This window comes from Litchfieldia sinesaloumensis (genome assembly GCF_900156865.1).
Lineage (GTDB): Bacteria > Bacillota > Bacilli > Bacillales > Bacillaceae_L > Ferdinandcohnia > Ferdinandcohnia sinesaloumensis.
Window position 1 is genome coordinate 1611487 of the sequence record NZ_LT732529.1, and the last position, 19733, is coordinate 1631219.

At 38.7% G+C, this 19733-nt stretch carries 14 protein-coding genes; 2 read left to right on the forward strand and 12 right to left on the reverse strand.

Annotated elements, in window-relative coordinates; genetic code table 11:
* Positions 1 to 2265: an AAA family ATPase gene (locus CZ490_RS08020; protein WP_200801562.1), complete on the reverse strand. Its 2265-nt coding sequence runs from the start codon at positions 2263 to 2265 to the stop codon at positions 1 to 3.
* Between the two features lie 180 nt (positions 2266 to 2445).
* On the opposite strand from CZ490_RS08020, the gene CZ490_RS08025 reads away from it, so the two are divergent.
* Positions 2446 to 3594: an ArgE/DapE family deacylase gene (locus tag CZ490_RS08025; protein WP_077618403.1), complete on the forward strand. Its 1149-nt coding sequence runs from the start codon at positions 2446 to 2448 to the stop codon at positions 3592 to 3594.
* Between the two features lie 240 nt (positions 3595 to 3834).
* Here the strand turns inward: CZ490_RS08025 and CZ490_RS08030 are convergent, their stop codons facing one another.
* The 11 genes from CZ490_RS08030 to CZ490_RS08075 form a co-directional block, all read right to left on the reverse strand.
* Positions 3835 to 8295 (reverse strand): coiled-coil domain-containing protein, encoded by a 4461-nt coding sequence (locus tag CZ490_RS08030; RefSeq protein ID WP_077618404.1) that lies wholly within the window; start codon positions 8293 to 8295, stop codon positions 3835 to 3837.
* Entirely contained in the window at positions 8273 to 9019 is a 747-nt protein-coding gene (locus tag CZ490_RS08035; protein ID WP_077618405.1) for a DUF6063 family protein, read from the reverse strand. Before CZ490_RS08035 ends, CZ490_RS08030 begins: the two co-directional genes overlap by 23 nt.
* Positions 9016 to 10530 (reverse strand): hypothetical protein, encoded by a 1515-nt coding sequence (locus tag CZ490_RS08040; RefSeq protein WP_234987299.1) that lies wholly within the window; start codon positions 10528 to 10530, stop codon positions 9016 to 9018. Before CZ490_RS08040 ends, CZ490_RS08035 begins: the two co-directional genes overlap by 4 nt.
* Entirely contained in the window at positions 10521 to 11564 is a 1044-nt protein-coding gene (locus tag CZ490_RS08045; RefSeq protein WP_234987198.1) for a Wadjet anti-phage system protein JetD domain-containing protein, read from the reverse strand. The genes CZ490_RS08040 and CZ490_RS08045 overlap by 10 nt, the downstream gene beginning before the upstream one ends.
* 213 nt (positions 11565 to 11777) lie before the next feature.
* Positions 11778 to 12533: an HAAS domain-containing protein gene (locus tag CZ490_RS08050; RefSeq protein ID WP_077618408.1), complete on the reverse strand. Its 756-nt coding sequence runs from the start codon at positions 12531 to 12533 to the stop codon at positions 11778 to 11780.
* Positions 12534 to 12546: 13 nt separating this feature from the next.
* Positions 12547 to 13221 (reverse strand): DUF1129 family protein, encoded by a 675-nt coding sequence (locus tag CZ490_RS08055; RefSeq protein ID WP_077618409.1) that lies wholly within the window; start codon positions 13219 to 13221, stop codon positions 12547 to 12549.
* Positions 13218 to 13550, reverse strand: a complete 333-nt coding sequence (locus CZ490_RS08060) for a PadR family transcriptional regulator (RefSeq protein ID WP_077618410.1) — start codon at positions 13548 to 13550, stop codon at positions 13218 to 13220. The genes CZ490_RS08055 and CZ490_RS08060 overlap by 4 nt, the downstream gene beginning before the upstream one ends.
* Before the next feature lie 442 nt (positions 13551 to 13992).
* Positions 13993 to 15378: a PAS domain-containing sensor histidine kinase gene (locus CZ490_RS08065; RefSeq protein WP_077618411.1), complete on the reverse strand. Its 1386-nt coding sequence runs from the start codon at positions 15376 to 15378 to the stop codon at positions 13993 to 13995.
* 314 nt (positions 15379 to 15692) lie between these two features.
* Positions 15693 to 15815, reverse strand: a complete 123-nt coding sequence (locus CZ490_RS22815) for a hypothetical protein (protein WP_268762055.1) — start codon at positions 15813 to 15815, stop codon at positions 15693 to 15695.
* 153 nt (positions 15816 to 15968) lie between these two features.
* Positions 15969 to 16931 (reverse strand): alpha/beta hydrolase, encoded by a 963-nt coding sequence (locus tag CZ490_RS08070; RefSeq protein WP_077618412.1) that lies wholly within the window; start codon positions 16929 to 16931, stop codon positions 15969 to 15971.
* 156 nt (positions 16932 to 17087) lie between these two features.
* Complete coding sequence (locus CZ490_RS08075; protein WP_234987199.1) at positions 17088 to 18254, reverse strand: MFS transporter; 1167 nt, start codon at positions 18252 to 18254, stop codon at positions 17088 to 17090.
* Between the two features lie 252 nt (positions 18255 to 18506).
* Between CZ490_RS08075 and CZ490_RS08080 the strand changes: the two genes are divergently transcribed.
* Positions 18507 to 19583, forward strand: coding sequence for a C40 family peptidase (locus CZ490_RS08080; protein ID WP_142255355.1), 1077 nt, complete (start codon positions 18507 to 18509; stop codon positions 19581 to 19583).
* The last annotated feature ends 150 nt before the right edge of the window (positions 19584 to 19733 follow it).

The window sequence follows — 19733 nt, forward strand, 5'->3', positions numbered from 1 at the left end:
TTACTCAGCCGTACTTTCCTCGATGTCATCTTCATCGTTCTCATCCTCATCATTCGCGATGATAGTACTTAGCTCTGGAGTTGGATCAAGTAATGCATTTAATAGGGTTTCGATATGTTCTTCGTCAAATAGCTCTTGTTTCACCTTTTTGTGTTTCAAATCGATAATTCCATTTCCAACAATCTTAGAAATGACCGTATAATCTCCGTAACAATATTCTTCAATCAATGGAAGGATATCCTCTTCGATAATCTGCTTGAATCTGATGTGATTTATAATTGGCTTTTCTCCTTCTAAAAAGTAGGAATGACCAATTTGTAAGTTTCTCGCATCCTGACCTAAGTACTCAACAATCCGGCCATTAAATGCCTGCAACCATTCCCCTAATGGTAAATGTTTGATAGCAACTCCTTCTAATAAGTGATAATCAGGGAGAAGTTCGATAAAGCCAAAACGTCTTCGTAACGCAACATCCAATAATGCAATCGATCGATCAGCTGTGTTCATCGTCCCGATAATATATACATTTTCTGGAACTGAGAATAATTCATTCGATAATGGTAAAATGACTTCTTTTCCTCGTTTATTCGACTCAATACTCGTAATCAATTCACCGAATATCCTTGAAATATCGCCTCTGTTAATTTCATCGATAATTAAATAATAGTTTTGTTCTGGATTGTTTCTAGCATCGCTACAAATCGTCTTGAAAATCCCATCCTTTAATTCAAATAGAGTATTTTCATTGACGATTTTCGGTTTAATTCCTTCCAAGAAATCTTCATATCCATACGAAGGATGGAAAGTACACATTCGAACTGTTCCTCGCTCTGTTGCAGTTCCAGTAATCGTCCGTTTTTCCTGTTCAGTGAGCTGGTGAAAGCTTTTGTGGAACAACTGTCGAGCGGATAATTCATGACTTGTTTTTTCCGCATGATACGTTTTCCCCGTTCCAGGTGGTCCGTACAGTATTACTTGTTTCTTCCGTCTTAAAATTCCTTCTATCCTACTAGCAATTCCTGTTAAGTTCTCTAGCTGTCCGGTTGGTTTCGGTTCAGCTGGGCTTGTCCCATTTTGTGATAGAATACTTTCAATTTCTAAAAGATTATCTACGTTTTTCAGAGTGTGAACCGTCGTTAGGATTCCCTCTCTTGGAAACGGTAATTTCTGATTGACCTTGTGTAACCATTGAGTTTCAATCGTATGTGGGAACTCTTTGTCTTCTCGAAATGTATATGTACCTGTTGTTTTACCAATCCCAAGAATCGTTTCACCATCTGCTGCAACGACGATTGTCCCTTTTTTCAAACGAGTTAAAAAGGCTGCAACCTGTGACGTCCATCTTCCAATCACTTGGGGTGTTTGTGTTGGGTAATGTTCTTCAAAGATTTTCTTCATTTCTGCCTTCATCGGGTTGATTTTCATCGTATCAAAGCGGCTCAAATCCCCTAATTCAGGCCAACCAATCGCCACATATCCATTCGTATACATGTCATCCCAATAACTGTTGGAGCCATCCGTTGTGCCAACACGAATATAGTTATGAGGACCCCCGTGAAGCTCATTAATGACCATTGTAAAATGATTGATGTGAACCCCAAATTGTTTAGCGAGTACCATGAGCTGTCCTGACAATGTATACAGTCGCTCAGGTGTTGCCGGTTTGACTTGCATCTTGATTAACGCATTTTTTTGCCAATCTTTATTATGAAAATCATCGATTTTGTCAGGGTAAATTAAGTGATAATATTTATGTACCCATCCCAAATTATTCATATTGAAACCGAGACGACTGTCTAACTCTGCCTGTAGTGTTAGATAATCCGATTCGGTTACGGTATCATTTCCTACTATCTTCTGGATGATTTCAGCACCTACGAGTAGATCATTCCTAACTTGAACCGCTGTATCTAAGGCTTCGTCTTCGGTTAACTCAACTGGGTTTTGGCCGCTTCCTGTCATCCACACCCCGTCACTACTTCGCGGAAATAATATATATTTATAGGCACTTCCACCCGAGATACTTCCATAGGTCGTCGTTTGGAAATCATCATCATTCTTAAATTCCAACCAATATACTAAACTATCACGATTTCCTAGATTAAACATCGTATCTAATAGCTCTTTGCCATTCAATGCTCGTAACTGATCAGGATGGAATTTCTCTTGAAACACACGATATCCAGCTTTCAATTCCTCTTCTGTCTGCATTTTCTTTTGTTGCAATAGACTTTTCCTAGTTTCTACGATTTTATCTTTTAGCACTTTTTAGCCCCCGTTTCTATCTTTCATGATGTTTTTCCTTATTTTAACATACATGAATGATAGGTTGGTAGGAAGACAACTCCTGCGAAAAGAACGTTAAGATGTGTATTATTCTACTTTTGGATAAAATACAAATAGATTATATTAAGGATAACAAGAAGGATTTTGGAGGAATTGCATTTGAAACAGTTTACTGAGGAAGAAAAAATAAAGATTTTATCAGACATCATCGCGATTAAATCCGTTAATGAAAACGAAATCGAAGTGGCCAATTACTTGAGGGATCTATTTTCACAATACGGCATTGAATCTACGATTGTTCCCGTTACAGACACTCGTGTGAATTTGGTGGCTGAAATTGGCAGTGGCAGTCCAGTCATCGGCATTTCTGGTCATATGGACGTCGTTTCTCCTGGTGATGAAAGCGACTGGTCTTCGGATCCGTTCACATTAACAGAAAGAGACGGAAAATTATACGGACGTGGAACAAATGATATGAAAGCAGGTTTGGTAAACCTTGCTCTAGTGATGATTGAACTCAAAGAAAATAATGAACTAAGAAATGGTACAGTCCGTTTTATGGCTACAACTGGTGAAGAAGTTGGTGGCGCAGGTTCTAAGAAATTATATGAAGAAGGCTATATGGATGATGTCGATTATCTATGGGTCGCTGAGCCTTCTCATGACACCATTATTTACTCACACAAAGGTTCGCTTAACTTACGTGTATCGTCGGTCGGTGAAGCAGCGCATAGTTCGATGCCTGACCAAGGCTATAACGCGATTAATCCATTGATGAAATATCTATTAGAACTAGACGCTAAGTTAAATGGTGATGAGCGTAAAAATGAAGTACTAGATAAATTGGTGATGAGTACTACTATTTTCACTGCGGGAAACCAGGTCAACTCGGTTCCGGAGAAAGCAGTCGCTGAAATAAACGTCCGTACAATTCCAGAATTTGATAACGATGAAGTCATTGATTTATTCAAGACAACAGCTAAAGAGTACAATGAAAAAGGTGCTACTATTGAAGTTGAAGTGACAATGTCATTACCAAGCGTGTTCACTTCAGGAAAGTCTGAAATGGTTGAGCTTGCTAAAGAACTCGGTAAAAAACATTTGAATCTAGACATTTCGGTTAAAGGCTCGCCTGGAGTGACCGATGCATCAAACCTATTACGAGATAAAGATGAAAACTTCCCATTCATGATGTTCGGCCCAGGTGAAACAAAAATGGCACACAAAACAGATGAATACGTCTACAAAGACTATTACTTTGCATTTTTCGATATTTATAAGGAATTAATTTTAGGACTAACGAAATAAAAGAGAGAGATGGCTACATTTCATGGTGGCCGTCTCTATGTGTTTGATTAGTAAGTAAGAGTATCTATAGTCATATCAAGGATATCGCTTTAAAACGGTCTATATTTCTATCATTATTATGAGCATGAATCTCATCAAGTACTGAGTAGCATGCCATCAAACATCCTAATTACCGCAATTAATCACCCCAAAAGTTAGAGGCAAATCTAACCTTTGGGTGTAGTATATTTATTCTGCTCATTACACATTCCCCATATCCTGATAGATCCGAAATGCCGGAACAATCGTATCGGAGACGATTTCTTTTCCTTTTTCACGAATGAAGTCCAATTTGTAATAGGCATCAAATCGCTGGCTGATTTCGGTTTTGACCAGTTCTGGTGGCGTAACAACGATAAATTGGAATTTCAGCTTTTCTGCCACTGCGAAGATCGGATCAAGAACATGGGCGGAGGCTGCTTGTCCGAACGGATTATCACAGACTAACGGAACCCAGCTTTGATCGGTTTCGCTCTTCACAGACAATAGCATCATCATCATCACCATTCGTGCCGACAGCTTCTGGCCACCACTACCATCCGACTTCGTCTTTGAGCCTTGGTTAATCGTCTGCCATGTTGAATAATGCTCTCTTTGCGGTTTCCCGTACATAAAGGCATTATCGGTTCGCATGTTATAGACGAGTAGCTCTGGGTACTGATTTCGAAGTGATACAAACAGGATCTGCTCATCACTAATCAATTGTTTGATTTCCTGGTCTAATGCTAGATTGTTATCATCAATCATCTCAAATTGCTTCGTGATTTTATTGATTGCTGCGACAAAATGCTGCTTTAATAGTGGCTCAATGTCTTCTGCCTTTTTAGGTAAAATATCATTCTTTAGCTGGACAAGTGGGAAGGATCCACGCTCGTTTTTCAGCTTCATTTTTGCAATCATTGAGCGGATGGCTTCTGAAATGCTCATCACCTTCATACTGGCACGGCTCGCCCAGAAGTTTTGTGCCTTCTCTGCCCTTTCTTTGTCACGCTCAAGTTGTTCTAATCCACTGAGTGAAAAACGTTTCATGTTCTTCACGATCGTTTGAATATGGTGATAATGTCTCGTATCCATATGATCAAGTGTCGTTAGCACTTCATTCTTGAAACGAATCTCCCAATCTTTTCCCTCAATTGCTAGCTTTAGATTGCGCAATGCTTGTTCGATTTTCGCATGCTTTTCTTGACCTTTATCTTGAATCGTTTGATGATCCTCACACCATGCTAGAATACAGGCTTTACCTTGACTCTTGATTTTCTCAATATCCTCGTCCGTGAAGGCTGCGGCGTCTTCCTTTAAAACCACAGATAACGTCAATAAATCTCCTTCATAGCCAGTGATATTCGCATCTGTTTCTTTCTGTTTTTTCTCAGCCTCTTTGATTTCGGCGTTCGTGATTTTCGATTGGTCATTGATTTCAACCGCTTTTACATCAAGGTCTAGGTCTTCCCATTCTTCAGGCTGTTTTTCATGCTTCGCTACTTTTTTCTTCAACTTATTACGCTGTTCAGAAGCGTGTTTGGCTGAGGTTTCGGCCACCGTAACAGCCGTTCCTTGTTTGCGCTCTTCCTTTTCCGCCGCTTTCAATTCCTTTTGAGCACTTTGTAGCATATTTTCAACGATACTAATCGGTTCCTCGGGTACCGGTACCTCACTCCATTCCTCATTATGAACTTGGAGTTTTTTCACTAACTTCACTTGCTGCTTTTGTTCAGAATCCTTTTTCGCTTGGATAATGAGTAATTCTTGAGCTTGTTCTTCTTTTGATTTTTGCAGCTGTTTTAACTCATCAATGCTTCCCGTGATTTCAGCTAGTACGTGTGGAGATAGCTGAGGGACTTCCTCACTTTGATCTGCATTGCCTTCAGCAGGAAAAGCTGCACCTTCAATAAAGAAAGCAATCTCCTTAATAGTTTGCTCTGTCGTAAGCTTCCATTCAAAATAGGTTTGGCTCCACTTATTTTGTAGCTCAACGATTGTTTCGTGTTCGTTGCCGATTTCATTCAGTTCAACAGTAAGAGATTCCTTTTGTTTCTCTTTCTCTAACTTCACTCGTTTATTTTCTAGATGTGGAGCTTTTTCATCCTCGAACTCCTCTAGCTTTTCAACATCGTTTGAAAGCTTTTCAATTTTCACCTTGTTTTTCTCAAGCTGTTCGGTGAGTTGGGTTTGATATTCTTTTTCCTTATCTTGTTGTAGGATGACTTCCTGTAAGTTTGCTTTCTTCGAGACAAGCGCATTCTGTTCGTGGTGAATCGCTTTTTCGAAATCACTTGAAAGCTCATTGGAAGCAAAACGATCGATTTCTTTTAAAATGCTTCGTAATGTGTTTTCCGTTAACTCAGTTTCAGAAAGTGCTTCTTTCTTTTCTTCTATTTGTTTACCAATCTCTCTTTTCCAGCTCGTAAAATAATTCTTATCGGTTAAAAGGTCTCGTTCCGTACCATTTAGCATCACAAAAGATGATTCTTGAGGTTCGTTGTTCATTTCCTCACGTAAGAAAATCGGTACAGGGCTTTTGAACATTCTTCCTGAAAGAGCCTGCTGATTAATTTTCTCCCATTGATGCCCGTTCACGACCAATCCATATGGAAGCAGTGGATAGGTTACTAGATACTTCGCCATTTCTTCTGCAGACAATGATTGAAGAAATTGGCTTCCGTAAAAGACATCAATGCCCGTCTTCTCATCAATCCATTCTTTTAATTCCTTCACATCACGATTTGCGACCCAAAAGTGTTCATCATTTAATGAATGATCGAGCTGGGTTTCCCACAGTTCTTTCTTAAGCTGTTCGCCTTGTTGCAGGATTTGACTCAGTAGCTCTTCAATCTGCATTCCGTATTTTGAGAGTAAAGAATGGGTGAACGGTACCGTGACATCATCTAGTAAACCATGAATCTTATCATAAAGTTTTCCTTCCTTTAGCTTTTGCACGTCATTCTTTGCTGTTAATTCTTTAATCTTTTGCTCAGAAAACTCAATCGATTGGGAAAGTGTACCGTGTGAAGCAGCAAGTTGATTTTGCTTTTCACTTGATTCTTTCATCTTACTATTCAGTTCTTCTATTGCTCTATTTTTGTCTTCGATTTGTTTTGATAGACTCTCGATAAATCCTTTTAAGTCATAGGTTAACCGGTCACCATATTCCTCAATTAGTGCTGCTTCCTTCGTTTCAAACGCATGTATTTGTGTATAGAGTAGATCAATCTCACTCGTTAGCTTTGCAATATCCTTTGTCTTTTGTTTTTCCTGGCGTGACAGTTCTTTTTCTTTTTGCTTTAAAAATTTCTGATAGCCCACATACTGAGTAATCGCCTCTTGTAATGATTGATGTGCTTCCTCCCATTTTGTTGCGGCCTCTTGTTTGATTTCATCCATTCGCTGATTGACTTGCTCTAGGCCACTATTTTGTTCCAATTTGGCAATTTGCTGTGAAAGAGATCCAATGACTTGCTCGTTTTCGTGCCATTCCTTTAATAACACGTGAAAAGCCAGCTCTTCTTTACGTTCTTGTTTCTCTTGAACAAGAGCCTCCAATTCTGCATGCTTCTCCTTCTCTTCGACCACTTTCTTTTCCCACTCTAGTACTTCCTGGTGCGCTTTTGCGTACTCTAGGTTGTCTTTTTGAAAGCGTAAATCGGCTTGCTTTTCGGTTAGTTTCTCGATTTCCTTTTCTAATGTAACCAAGGTTTCTTCCTCGGTTTGCTTCACATGTTGCAGTGCTCCAAGCAATTGTCTTCCTACTTTGATACTTTCATCGACAATTTCTTTGTGCTGGATTCCCTTTTCAATATGCTCCTCAAATGGAACAATGTCTTCAAGGAACTCTTTATGAGCTTGCTCTCGTTTTAAAAGAACAGGAAGGTCCTTCGCAATACTTGCTTGACTCTTAAAAATCTCGACAAGGTCATTCTTTTGATGCTCGGTTCGATGGAGAACGGCGCTAATCGTCGGAATGATTCGTTTTTGGAACAGCGAATGATCATCCTCAGCTCCTTCAAAGTATTTCCCAACTCCACCTTCATCCTTGTTAATATCCTTCATGATGTCCCAGTCTTTACGGTTAATCCCATATGTATCAAGGATGCGGTAATGCTTCTTCGTATCTCGGTACACGTCATACCCGTTCCATTTTAAATAGTCCTTCAGGCTTTCCGTTTCAGCCACTTCACCATTTTCAAAGAGTGGGATATGTTCGAGCGCCGCTTCTTCATTCTTTTCAAAATCTCTTGTATAAAAGGTAATATTCGGTAGTATTTTTGCTTCTTGTTCAAGAGTTTTCCGGTCATTCTCCGCTTCTTCACTCATCGAAATCCGCTGTTCAGCTGAGAACATACCACCTGTAATTAGATGTCTACCGTCTGCCCCGTCCAATTCCCATTGAATGACAACATGGAAGGTGTAGGGAATAAATTGCTCTTTATTGTTGAAGAAGAACTGCTGGTAGTACCGATTGTTCTGCTTTCCCCATGATGTCCCAGGTTTAAGGATTTGAAAAATCGTTTGTAGGAATACACCTTTCCCACCACCGTTCATCATCGCAATGAGGCCGTTTGTCGAGGTCTCCTCATTATGAAAATTAAATGTCGTATCTTTATATTGCTTTTGCATGCCATCATATTTCAGGCCAACAATTCTAATCCGATGGATCTTCGGCATGCCCATCCTCCTCTGTTGTCATCAATTTTTTTACCATTTCATAGCGATCATAGTCGTGATACAGGTATTCAATTCGCTCAAATAATTCTTGTTTTGGAATTACCTTCGGAATGTCATCACGGTCTAGGATGACAATTAACCCTTCTGTCTCAAGTAGCCGCATGCTGCTCGCAATTAAACCGATTCTCGTACGTCGATTTCCTTTTTTTACTCCAAAATCATCCGAGTCAACCTCCATGTATTTCCAGGTCGTCACCACTTCTTTCATATCAATCCGTTCTTCTTCCCCGAAATGAGGTGTTGTTTTAAGAACATTGTCCCAATTAATGATTAGGTTATTGACTTCTCGTTCAAGGGCGTAATAGCTAATTCCTTCACGCTTTGTGCGAATTTTTGCTGCTTGGTTCCGGTCAATTAATGCTAAAAAAGACATCATGATTACACTCATCAGATGAAAGTGTTTTTTCGTTTCGATTTGTCGATGCTTTTCTTTCATATGAGTAAAATTGGTCGCAAAAACGGAGCCAGTTGGCTGAACCACTAATTGAATTCGTTTCGGTGCTTCAATAATATACGTACCTGACTCATCCGCTAAGAGAAGTACCGTCTGCCTCACTTCTGGATCAAAATACGTTTGAAAGTGTTCACTATTTTCATCAATGACCTTGTCTTTTAAGAGTGTAAAATAGACAGCTGATGCTTGTTTAATGGTTTCTGCATTCATCCCTTCTCCTCCTGTACACATATTTTAAACGGTGTAATTTTCATTCGATGCCAAGTAAAGGGCTCCGCTTGAGGATCAAATTCGGTAAAAATCTTTGCGCCTTCAAATATTTCAAATTGCGGATATTCGTTCATTAATTTATAAAGAAGAATTTCCCGCTCATCACTTAACGTTTCTTCTTTTCGATACAAGACTTGAACCTTTAATGGCTTCTTATCGAACATCATCCATAAATCAATCGTCTCAGATTCCTCAAACCATAAATCCTGCACCTCTAATGGAAGGTCTGCTAAATTTGTTAACGAAAAAGAGCCGTATGTTTGTAGATATTGAAACACATAACTCCATGCTTTTATGACAGAATCCCAGTCTGTTACCCTGACTTGAGTCTTATCTTCGTCGCCTTCTTCATCCACAATCAAATCCGGTCCTTGCTTTTCATCAAATTCTTGTTCACCCCAAATCCAATCGAGCGGCAAGATAAATTCATTCTTCGGTGAGAATAACGGAGAAAGAACACGTTCCACTGTACTAAAACGACGGACGCCTTCCTTCATCAACCAGTTTTCATAATAATGCTCGCGAAATGAAACAAGGCTGTTTTCCCAAAACAAGGATGGGTTTTCTGCTTTTAACTTCATTTCATAGGAGATATTTTGAATGACGAGCTTCGCAAAACGATCATGAAGCTGCCTTGAATGTCCGATTTTTTCTTGAAGAAGAATCAGTTCCTTTTGAATCGAGTCATCCTCTTCATTTCGTCGCTTTGTTTTTTCTAACATACTTGTGATGGTCCGGAAGTGGTTTTTCTCTTCCTCAAATTGCTTTTCGATTTCGACACGATTGTCGGCCCTTTGCCATTCTTCTTCAATCAAGAGGATTTTGGGATTATTGATCATTTCCTTTTGAAAGGTAAATTCATTTGCCATTAAGCGGTTCACGCGTGAAATGAGGTGATCGAGGTTTCGTGTAGCTTTTCTAAAATTACCGTTTTTAATCAACTGCATGCTATAGAGTTGTTCTATTGTAATCGAAAATTCTTCCGCCATTTCCCTACTCATAAAAATCATTTCCTGAGCGACATCTGTGAGCTTATAACAAATCGAGCCACCAAACTCTAAATTTGTATATAATTCATCCATTTCGACATATCGAAATACCTGAGTCTCCCAGGATTGTCTGATTTCATCATAATACAATGCTTCAAACGGCTTACTTAATTCCTCTTTTCCCTGATAAAGGAGACCAGTCGTAATCCGTTCAATTTGCTTTTCGTCTGCCAAAAGCTTCATTTGCTTAACAGCATCTTCCACCATGTATTTAATGTCCGATTTCCGGCGCTGATCGTCATCGTTTAACTCTCGATAAAAAATCGTCAGGAGTACTTGCATGAGGATCGTTTGGAGGTGAGGTTTCAGTTCCCCGACTTCCATCCCTCTCCCAAGCTCAAACAGGGGATTTAATCGTTGCATTCTCTGGGCGAATCCTTCCCATGATTCGTTCACATCCATCGCCTCCATGTCTCAATTGTCAGTACTTCTTGAGGGATTCGCTTATTTTCCTCCCATAATTGCATCAGGAGTTCTTGCTCATCATCGGTAAACCATTGCAAGAACGAATCACGATAGCTTGTGTTTTGAGTTTGACCTCTTTTTTGCACATTCTTTTGTTCTGCACATTGGAGCATCTTACGGTAAATCTTTAAAGCTGGCTGAATGCTACAATTCTGGTATTTTTCAATCAGCCTGACCATGATGCCATAACCAGCTGCATCTAGATCCCCTGCGTAATAAAAGAGATAGTTTTTCTCCGGAAACATCCGAAAGAAGAACGAAAAACTCCGCTCGATTTTCGTTCCTTCACCATAAATGATGAGCTCAGGTTCATAATCAAGAAGATCTTGTTCCAACAACTTAATCGCCGTATGAAAGAATGATAGATTTTCAACGATAAGGACACGTTGAATCTCACTTATTTCTCTCCCTTGTTTCATCCAGAATACAAATGGCTCCCCGTAGTGAACCATTTTCAGTTGCTCTTCTGACACGCCAATTCGGGTTAAAAAGCCGCTTCCCTCAGGGAATTCAGTAGAGTCTAGTAAAAATTTTTCATGGCCAAAGAGCTCAAGACATCTTTCTTCAACAGAGACGATTTCCCGCTCCTGACTCGATTGAAGAAACTGGTATACATTCTGAATCCGACTCCATTCGTCCTGCGTCTGCCATTCAGGATGACGTTCATAATAAGAAAAATCAAACCGATCGCTTAGCTTCATCATCTCAAGACGATCCCATTTCTCTTCCTGAACCTTCGTATGTACCCAATAATAGAGTGGTAGAGACGGTGTTCTACCGTTATATTGTTTATTTTGAATCGGTGACAACTGTCCTTCCGCCTGTAAGGTTTCAATTGCCTGATAAAATAGCGAGTACCCATCCATCTCGTAATAATCATCCATTAGATTCCGTAGCTGAAATTCTAAATCATTTATATTAATCTTCTTTTTTTGTCGAGGGTGTCCGATATCTTCAATAAAACCTCTCACCCGTACCTCAACACTATTCATCCTACTCACCTACTTTTGTGGGGCCGACCACGCGCCCCAAACCTGATAAGAAATATGTAACCCCCAGTATGGTAATACGAGATTACACTGGGGGTCACCTTATAGTTACACTATGATAGATTCCATTAAAATCATATAATCTCTACTACTATTTAACCATAATAATTCAAATTCATCTAATGTTTAATAACACTAAGCGAGCTTTTTTTTCCCTTTTTCGATGATCCAGATATTTACTAACAACGCGACGAACATTAATACGAAGGAAGCAATTTGGATGATTAGTATTTTTTCTATATCCCAATTCGTAAACCTTGAGAATACATCAGGAATAATCAGGATAGCCGGTAACCAAAGCGAGAGCCATGATTTACTCCAAATCGCGGCTACGACAAAAATACTACAGCAGATTGCAATCACAATCATATCCGTTATCACATTATCAATAAAAAACGGTTCTACAACTAAATTACTTACAACCAATATGAGAATTGCAATGAGGGTAACGATTGAGCTCGAAACGACTCCCCCAAGAAAAAACTTCTTCATCGAAAATTGCTTTCTGCCAGCCTGTTGTAAAAAATACGTGTAAATGAGCAGTCCAATCACAGCAAATATCGGTAAGCCGATAACCTGGATGATGTTTAGTTGAAACTCCCCTCTTACCGCTGGGCCTAATAGAAAATAGGCAAAGATTCCAAGAAAATAAATAGGGAGAAATTTGGTTAAACGTTTATAATCCGTCTTCATCTCCTGCTTGAGAGAAGCCATGTATTGCTCAGGTGTTTGGTCAATAATATCATCGATGCTTTTACCACTTTTCTCTGCTTCAATCAGATGATCTTTTAACTCCTCAGTTAACTCAGAAATTTCTTGTTCGTTTTTACCTGACATCATTAAATACATTCGTAGATTATCAATAAATGTATTACTTTTTGTAGACAGCATTCTATTCCCTCCTTTACGCACTTTTTCGTTTCTTTCTCACAAACAAAATCCCCAATAGGACCGCACCGATAAGGAATGACGCCCACCATGAAAACTCAAAAGACGGACCTAAATCTGGTGTGAATTTGGCCCCAACTAGTACAACCGCCATTCCAATTGCTGCCATAATACCCGCTTTTATCGAGTCCTTTCGAAGACTCCGGTTTTCATTGAACAGGGACCTTTCTATAAGCTTTAAGATATAAACTATAACGAGGTAGACAAATCCAGCAATAACTAGTGCAACCATTAAAACGGATAATGGGTAAACATCCGTTTTGACTTCAATGAATTGCGATAAACCAAGAAATAGAGCGCCTCGAATGACCAAAAACCAACCCACAATAATGGCAATGATTCCTCCTATAAACGGGATAAGTTCCCGTTTCTTTTCTCGTGGAAGTTGTTCAATCAGTTCATCCGCAAATGCCCTTGGGTCATCACCAAATATGTCTTTTGCCGTTTTCCCTTCTTGTTGTCCTTCCAGTAAATGATCAAGCATTTCCATTAATACCTCTTCTGATTGTTGCTCTGAGAGGGTAAATTTTAGTCGAATGTAAATCAGTAGATCACCGTAATATCGTTCATTTTCAGCTGTTAATAATTCTCGTTTTTGATTGTTTTCTTCTATTAATTTTTGGACATTCATCCTTCTCGCCTCCCCACCAGTAATTCATTGACTGGTTTTGAAATTTCCTGCCATTCTTCTGTGATCCTCTCTAATGCCTCTTGCCCAGCGTCTGTTAAAAAATAATATTTGCGATTGGGTCCAGATTCTGAGGGTCGCATTTCGCCCCGAATGAGTTTGTTTTTTTGGAGTCTTAAAAGAATTGGATAGATGGTGCCTTCACTGACATCGGCTAAGCCAATCTTCAACAGTTTTTGTGAGAGCTCATAGCCATAGACAGGCTCTTTTTCAATGACAGCTAATACACATCCGTCTAAAATCCCTTTTAACAATTGGCTTCTAATTGTCATTTCAACATTAATTCCTCCTCTACTTGGCTAAACAAGGTAGTGAACGATAAAAAAAATACTCTTTTTAGCTATTAGGTAATGCAAGTTAGCTTGGTAAAAAAAAGCTGGTTATACGTATTAGTTGAATCTAATATCGTTGCTTTCCGCTACAGGCGGATGCTTTCCGCGGGCGTGGCTTGAGCCTCCTCGTCGCTGCGCTCCTGTGGGGTCTCAATGCTCACGCTTTTCCCGCTGGAGTCACCGCCTTACGCTTCAATCAACTAGATTTGCAAGTTATTATCATTTCAACAATCCTTTAAAACGAAAAAATTTAAGAAGGGTAGTTGGTATTACAAGATAGTCGTTTTAAAAACAACTACCTTGTTAAACAAAATAGTTGTTTTTAGTGTATGTTTATTTCATATTTTTGTCAATAGGCATATTTGATTCAGCTCTAATTTTTTTATATGGAAGAATCAATCGGTAAGTAAATAGTAACGGTCGTTCCCCTTCCTACTTCACTGGAAAAATCCATTGTGCCATTATGTGCCTCAATAATTTTCAGACTAGTCATCGTGCCTAACCCTGTCCCTCTTTGTTTCGTCGTATAAAAAGGAATACCAATATTTTCAATTACATCCTCCGGGATTCCGCATCCTTGATCAGCAATTTGAATCCATACTGTATTTTTATCTTTTTTCTTAAGATTTACAGTGATTTCTCCACCATTTGGCATGGATTCTATCGCATTTTTTATAAGATTAATAAAAACCTGCTTTAATTGATTTCCAATACAACGCACTGGTGGTAAATCTTCATACATTACTTTTATATCAACGTTATTCATCAATGCTTGAGACCCAAGAAGTGTAGTTACATCTTCAAAAATTTCTTTTACATTTTCACTTTTAAAATGATGGGCTTGTGGTTTAGCTAGTAATAATAGTTCTCCTGTTATCATTTCGATTCTTTCGATTTCTTTTTCCATAATCTCAAGATAACTATCTTTAACATTTTCATTTGATGAACTCATTAATTGTAGAAATCCCTTTAGCGCTGTGAGGGGGTTTCGTATTTCATGAGCGATTGATGCTGAGAGTTGTCCAACTGCTGAAAGCTTTTCAGATTTCACTAGTTTTTGTTCGGTTAGTTTTTTATCTGTAATGTCTTTTGCAATCCCATATACTCCAACGACTTCATTATCAACAATGATTGGCATATTGGTAACACTTAAATGAACAACATGACCATTCTTGTGCAATGCTTTTGTTTCATAATGTTGGGTTGTGCCCATGACTGCCTTTTCATAAAACTCGGAAGTCATCTCTAACACATCTTCGGAAACTAGATGTACATATGTTAAATGTAAAAATTCCTCTGCACTATAACCTAATAGCTCTTCCATAGCCGAATTTACACTGAGATATCTTCCATTTAGATCAAAGGAAAATACAGCATCAGGATTATATTCAAAAAGGGATTTATACTGTTGTGCATCATGTGACAATGACTTTTTTTCTTTTGTGACATCTTGGAAATAAACAGTTAGCCCATTTTTTGATGGATAGGCCGTCACATCATACCATGTTTTTAATGGTGGAAAATACGCATCAAACTTAACGGAAACTTGTTCAGAAACAGCTTTGTGATATTGTTCATAAAAGAGTAAACTCACTGCCTCGGGGAATTCATCCCATACATTTCGGCCTACAAGGTCCTCTCGACTACGAAATAAGAGACGGGTTGCTTCTTTATTCACATAGGTGAAATTCCAGCTGTTATCTAATGCAAAAAAACCATCTGTAATTCTGTCCAATATCTCCCGCGTGTCTATTTCGATACTATTCATAACTAAACTACCTCACTAATTCCGACTATTTAAATAATTTCATATCTAGTATAAAATTCTAGCATAATTACTAAAATCCTGCTTAGTCTTTAAATAGTTTTTGACCTGTGCCTAGCCACGGATGAGAAGTTGGATATGATGAAGAGTGATTTGGAGTCGAAGATGGAGAGTTTAAAGATAGAATTAAATTCGGGGGAAAACTTGGCATTTGAAAAACAAGAGGAACAAATGCTTATTCATCTTTTCAAAAACTAATAACATTATTGTTGAGATGATTAGAAGAGCAAAAAAAGACCTCAACTTGTGAGGTATTTCTATGAATCAGATTCTTTTTTTAGTTTATTGGATTGCTTTTCTAACCATTTTGCCCTAGCTACCAGACCCCAAGTCCCAAATCCTATCATAATGATTACAAAACCTAGATAAATCCAGTGCATTTGATAGCTCCTTTCCTTTGTGATTAAAAACAATCAATCTTAGATTATAATCTTAAATTCGTTCGCACTATATATTACTAATTATACTATATAAGTAAACTTTTAAAAATGGTGCCTTTCCCACGAATAACTGAGGGAATGGCACCATTTATATTATTTATTTTCTATCGGTTGTTTACGCTGTAGAACATGTTTCACTGCACCAATATACTCACCCAGTGCACGCTGACTGATGCTTGCTTGTGGTACAACACTTTCGAATCCGTGGTAGCATCCAGGATATAAGTGAAATTCAACATCTACTCCTGCTTGACAAAGTTTTTGGACATAGGTGAGTGTCTCATCACGAAACGGGTCCAATTGGCCAACACACGTATACGTATAGGGAAGTCCAGAATAATCTATAGCTCGAGCAGGTGCAGCATAGGCTGGAATATTCTCTGTTCCATTCGCCCCATTCAAATACATCGCCCAACCTTTTTGGTTCAAATCATGATTCCATATCATATTGCCTGTAATTTCAAGACTTGACGGGGTATTATTTCGATCGTCAATCATTGGATACAACGGCATTTGGAAACATAATTCAGGTCCCTTACGATCTCTAGCAAGTAATGATAAGGCAGCTGTTAACCCTCCACCAGCACTAGCACCTGCCACACCAATTCGTGAAGAATCTACACCCAAATCAGCCGCATTTTCTGAAAACCATTTAAGCGCAGAATAACAATCCTCTAATCCCGCTGGATAAGGATCCTCTGGGGCTAGTCTATAATCAACTGAGACAACCACACATTCCCCTTCTGTAACAAATCTTTGGCACAATACATCGTCACCTTCAGGAACACCAAGTACATAGCCACCACCATGTATCCATAATAATCCTGGTAAAGCCGCGTTTTTTTCTTTTGGCTCGTAAATACGTACCCGAACAGAAGGGTTATCTGCTGGTCCTTGTATCATTCGATTTGATATTGATACAGACTCATCAACGGGTATTTCGATAGTTTGTGAGATTTCAATCATACCCTGTCTAGCTGCTTCAAGATTTTCTAAATCTAGCGGTGGAAAAAGCTCCAGGACTTCTCTTAATTCAGGATCAATTCGATTTTTCATTTTAATTCTCCTCTATTAATAATTTTACCTATTTTTAATGTATGCGGTTACATCTATTTTTATATTAAATTTATTATTAAAACCACCATCTACAGGTAAAATAGAAAAAACCGACATGTACTTACACATGTCGATTGGTTATAAACTCTATCTTTCTTAAAGACTATCAACCACTCTCCGTTTTTCAATTGCCAGTGTTGCTCCAAGTAGAACAACCGTGAACACAATTAAAAAGATTGGAAATAGATTCATAGTAAATCCTTGAAGTAAGAATCCCACTAGTGGCGGCAAGATGATGATTCCAACATAGCCACAAGCAACTTGCAATCCCATAATCGTACTGGAATCCTTGACTCCAAACCTTCTCGGTGTTTCGTGCATCATGGTCGGGAAAATGGCAGCACACCCAAGACCTAGGAGAATAAATCCACCGTATAAAACACTTCCCCTACCGAAGGCAACCGTCAATATACCAAAAATCAGCAAAATCTCACTAATCAACAGCAGTTTCTGATTCGAAAGCCAAAACGAGATAAATCCGGAAAGAATCCTTCCCACTGTTAAACTAACAAAAAAAGCGGAAATGATAAAACTAGCAGTTGCTATTGATAACGTTTTTTCCTCAATCAAATAACTACTGCCCCATAAAAAAATAGTCCCTTCAAGTCCAACGTAAAACAGGAACGAAACTAAAGAAAAGAGAACTCCTGATTGTTTCACTACCGTCTTAAATGAGCTTGTAGCCTCATCAGATGTATCAGCCATTTTATTCTCATTCATCTTCCAAAGAGGGAGAGTGAAGAAAAGAATCAATACCAGCACCACTTGAATACCGCCAATGATCATGTAACCGTTTCTCCAGGAAAACTGATTACTTAAGACAACCCCCATAATTACCGGACCTAACGTTGCCCCCACTCCCCAGAATGCATGTAGCCAATTCATATGATGTGCTTTGAAATGAACAGCTACATAGTCATTCAATGAAGTGTCAATTGCACCCGCTCCTAAACCTAACGGAACTGCTGCTACAATTAAAAAATAGAAATTTTGTGTAAATGCAAATCCAAATAATCCAATCGCTGTAAGCATTACACTACCTAAAACTAGCTTACCTGTTCCAAATTTTTTCGTGATTCGCATCGTTTGTAAACTAGATATGACCGTACAAATGGCTATGGTCATCGAAATAATCCCCGCCATACTGAGTGCCACATGAAAGTCCCCCACCATAATAGGCCATGTCACACCTAAAATGGAATCGGGCAATCCTAAACTGATAAAGGTTGCATAGATGATGAATAAAAAAAGTAGCTTTCGCACAGTAACTTCCCCCACTATTTCCATATGTACAACATTCAGATGACAATTTGCAGTCACCTTCCATTAAAATACAGCAAATTCAATTATAACAAAAAGGCTTAAGTGTTCCTATTAATATATCTGTTTTTACGCACTTCGTCTTTTTTAGCCTAAATTGGTCAACCTTTCCTTAATTTCCACATTAATCTACAAACCTTGACAATCATGTAGTATAATTTATGAGATTACTAGATTAGCGAGGAGGTACAAAACTTGGCTACCAAGAAAGTGAAAATGTCCGTGACGACGACTGCCATCATTGCCGCTGCCTTATTTGCTGCAGAAGAGGCAGAGGCTAGCACGTACAAGGTACAGAGTGGCGATTCACTGTGGAAAATTGCTGTAAAGCATAATATTTCGGTTCCACAATTGAAGTCGTTAAACAACTTAACGAGTGATTTGATTTTCCCAAATCAAGTCCTCAAAACAGAAGTACAATCAAGCAACGACACATCAGGTAACACCACGCAACCTGTGAAGGAAAAAGAACCTGAAAAACCAAGTTCATCAGTAGCATCTACATACACCGTAAAATCTGGTGATACACTCAGTGGTATTGCAGTCAAACATAAGATTTCTTTGAATGATTTAATGAAGTGGAATAACTTGAATTCAACGATTATTTTTCCTGGCAATGTGTTTGTTGTAAGTAGTCCGACAACTACGGCGCCACCAACTAACACAGCTCCATCGAAACCGGTGACCCCACCAACCACACCGGCTCCGGCTCCAACAGCTACTGTTTATATAGTAAAATCAGGTGATACCTTATCAAGAATCGCCTTAGATTATAAAGTAACTGTTGCTAACCTTAAGAAATGGAATAACTTGAATTCAGATATGATCTATATCGGCCAAAAGCTAACAATTGGTGATGGCGCTAAAGTGGAAACACCGAAAGAAGAAACGCCACCAAGTAATGTTGGATACAATGTCGATCAATTGATTCAAGTAGCAAAAAGCCAATTGGGAACAAAATATGCGTGGGGTGGTTCGACACCAAATGGGTTTGACTGCAGTGGATTCATTTACTATGCATATAAGGCAGCAGGTTTAAATACCAATCGTTATTCAAGCGAAGGCTACCATATGCGCTCCTATTATGTAATTAATCCAACTCTCGGAGACTTAGTATTCTTTGAAGGTACGTACAAAGCTGGTATCTCACATGTTGGGATTTATATTGGAAACAACGAATTCATCCACGCTTCCAATGATGGCGTAATGATTTCAAATCTAAATGAGTCCTATTGGAAAAAGCATTTCGAAGGATTTAAGAGGTTTTATTAAAAAGATTGTTAAAAGGTAAGGAAGTTCGTTCTTAGGAATGGACTTCCTTTTTGTTGTTCCATCAAAGTTACTATATATTGGTGTCCAAACACAGTCTCCTATCCCCTCTCCCTTCAATGATGACCAATCATAATGTATTTTATTTTCACC

Excerpts from the sequence above, each read along its gene's own strand:
- CZ490_RS08030 (WP_077618404.1), bottom strand. The coding sequence starts at position 8,295 with ATGCCGAAGATCCATCGGATTAGAATTGTTGGCCTGAAATATGATGGC.
- CZ490_RS08035 (WP_077618405.1), bottom strand. The coding sequence starts at position 9,019 with ATGAATGCAGAAACCATTAAACAAGCATCAGCTGTCTATTTTACACTC.
- CZ490_RS08040 (WP_234987299.1), bottom strand. The coding sequence starts at position 10,530 with ATGGATGTGAACGAATCATGGGAAGGATTCGCCCAGAGAATGCAACGA.
- CZ490_RS08050 (WP_077618408.1), bottom strand. The coding sequence starts at position 12,533 with ATGCTGTCTACAAAAAGTAATACATTTATTGATAATCTACGAATGTAT.
- CZ490_RS08055 (WP_077618409.1), bottom strand. The coding sequence starts at position 13,221 with ATGAATGTCCAAAAATTAATAGAAGAAAACAATCAAAAACGAGAATTA.
- CZ490_RS08060 (WP_077618410.1), bottom strand. The coding sequence starts at position 13,550 with ATGACAATTAGAAGCCAATTGTTAAAAGGGATTTTAGACGGATGTGTA.
- CZ490_RS08065 (WP_077618411.1), bottom strand. The coding sequence starts at position 15,378 with ATGAATAGTATCGAAATAGACACGCGGGAGATATTGGACAGAATTACA.
- CZ490_RS22815 (WP_268762055.1), bottom strand. The coding sequence starts at position 15,815 with ATGCACTGGATTTATCTAGGTTTTGTAATCATTATGATAGGATTTGGG.
- CZ490_RS08070 (WP_077618412.1), bottom strand. The coding sequence starts at position 16,931 with ATGAAAAATCGAATTGATCCTGAATTAAGAGAAGTCCTGGAGCTTTTT.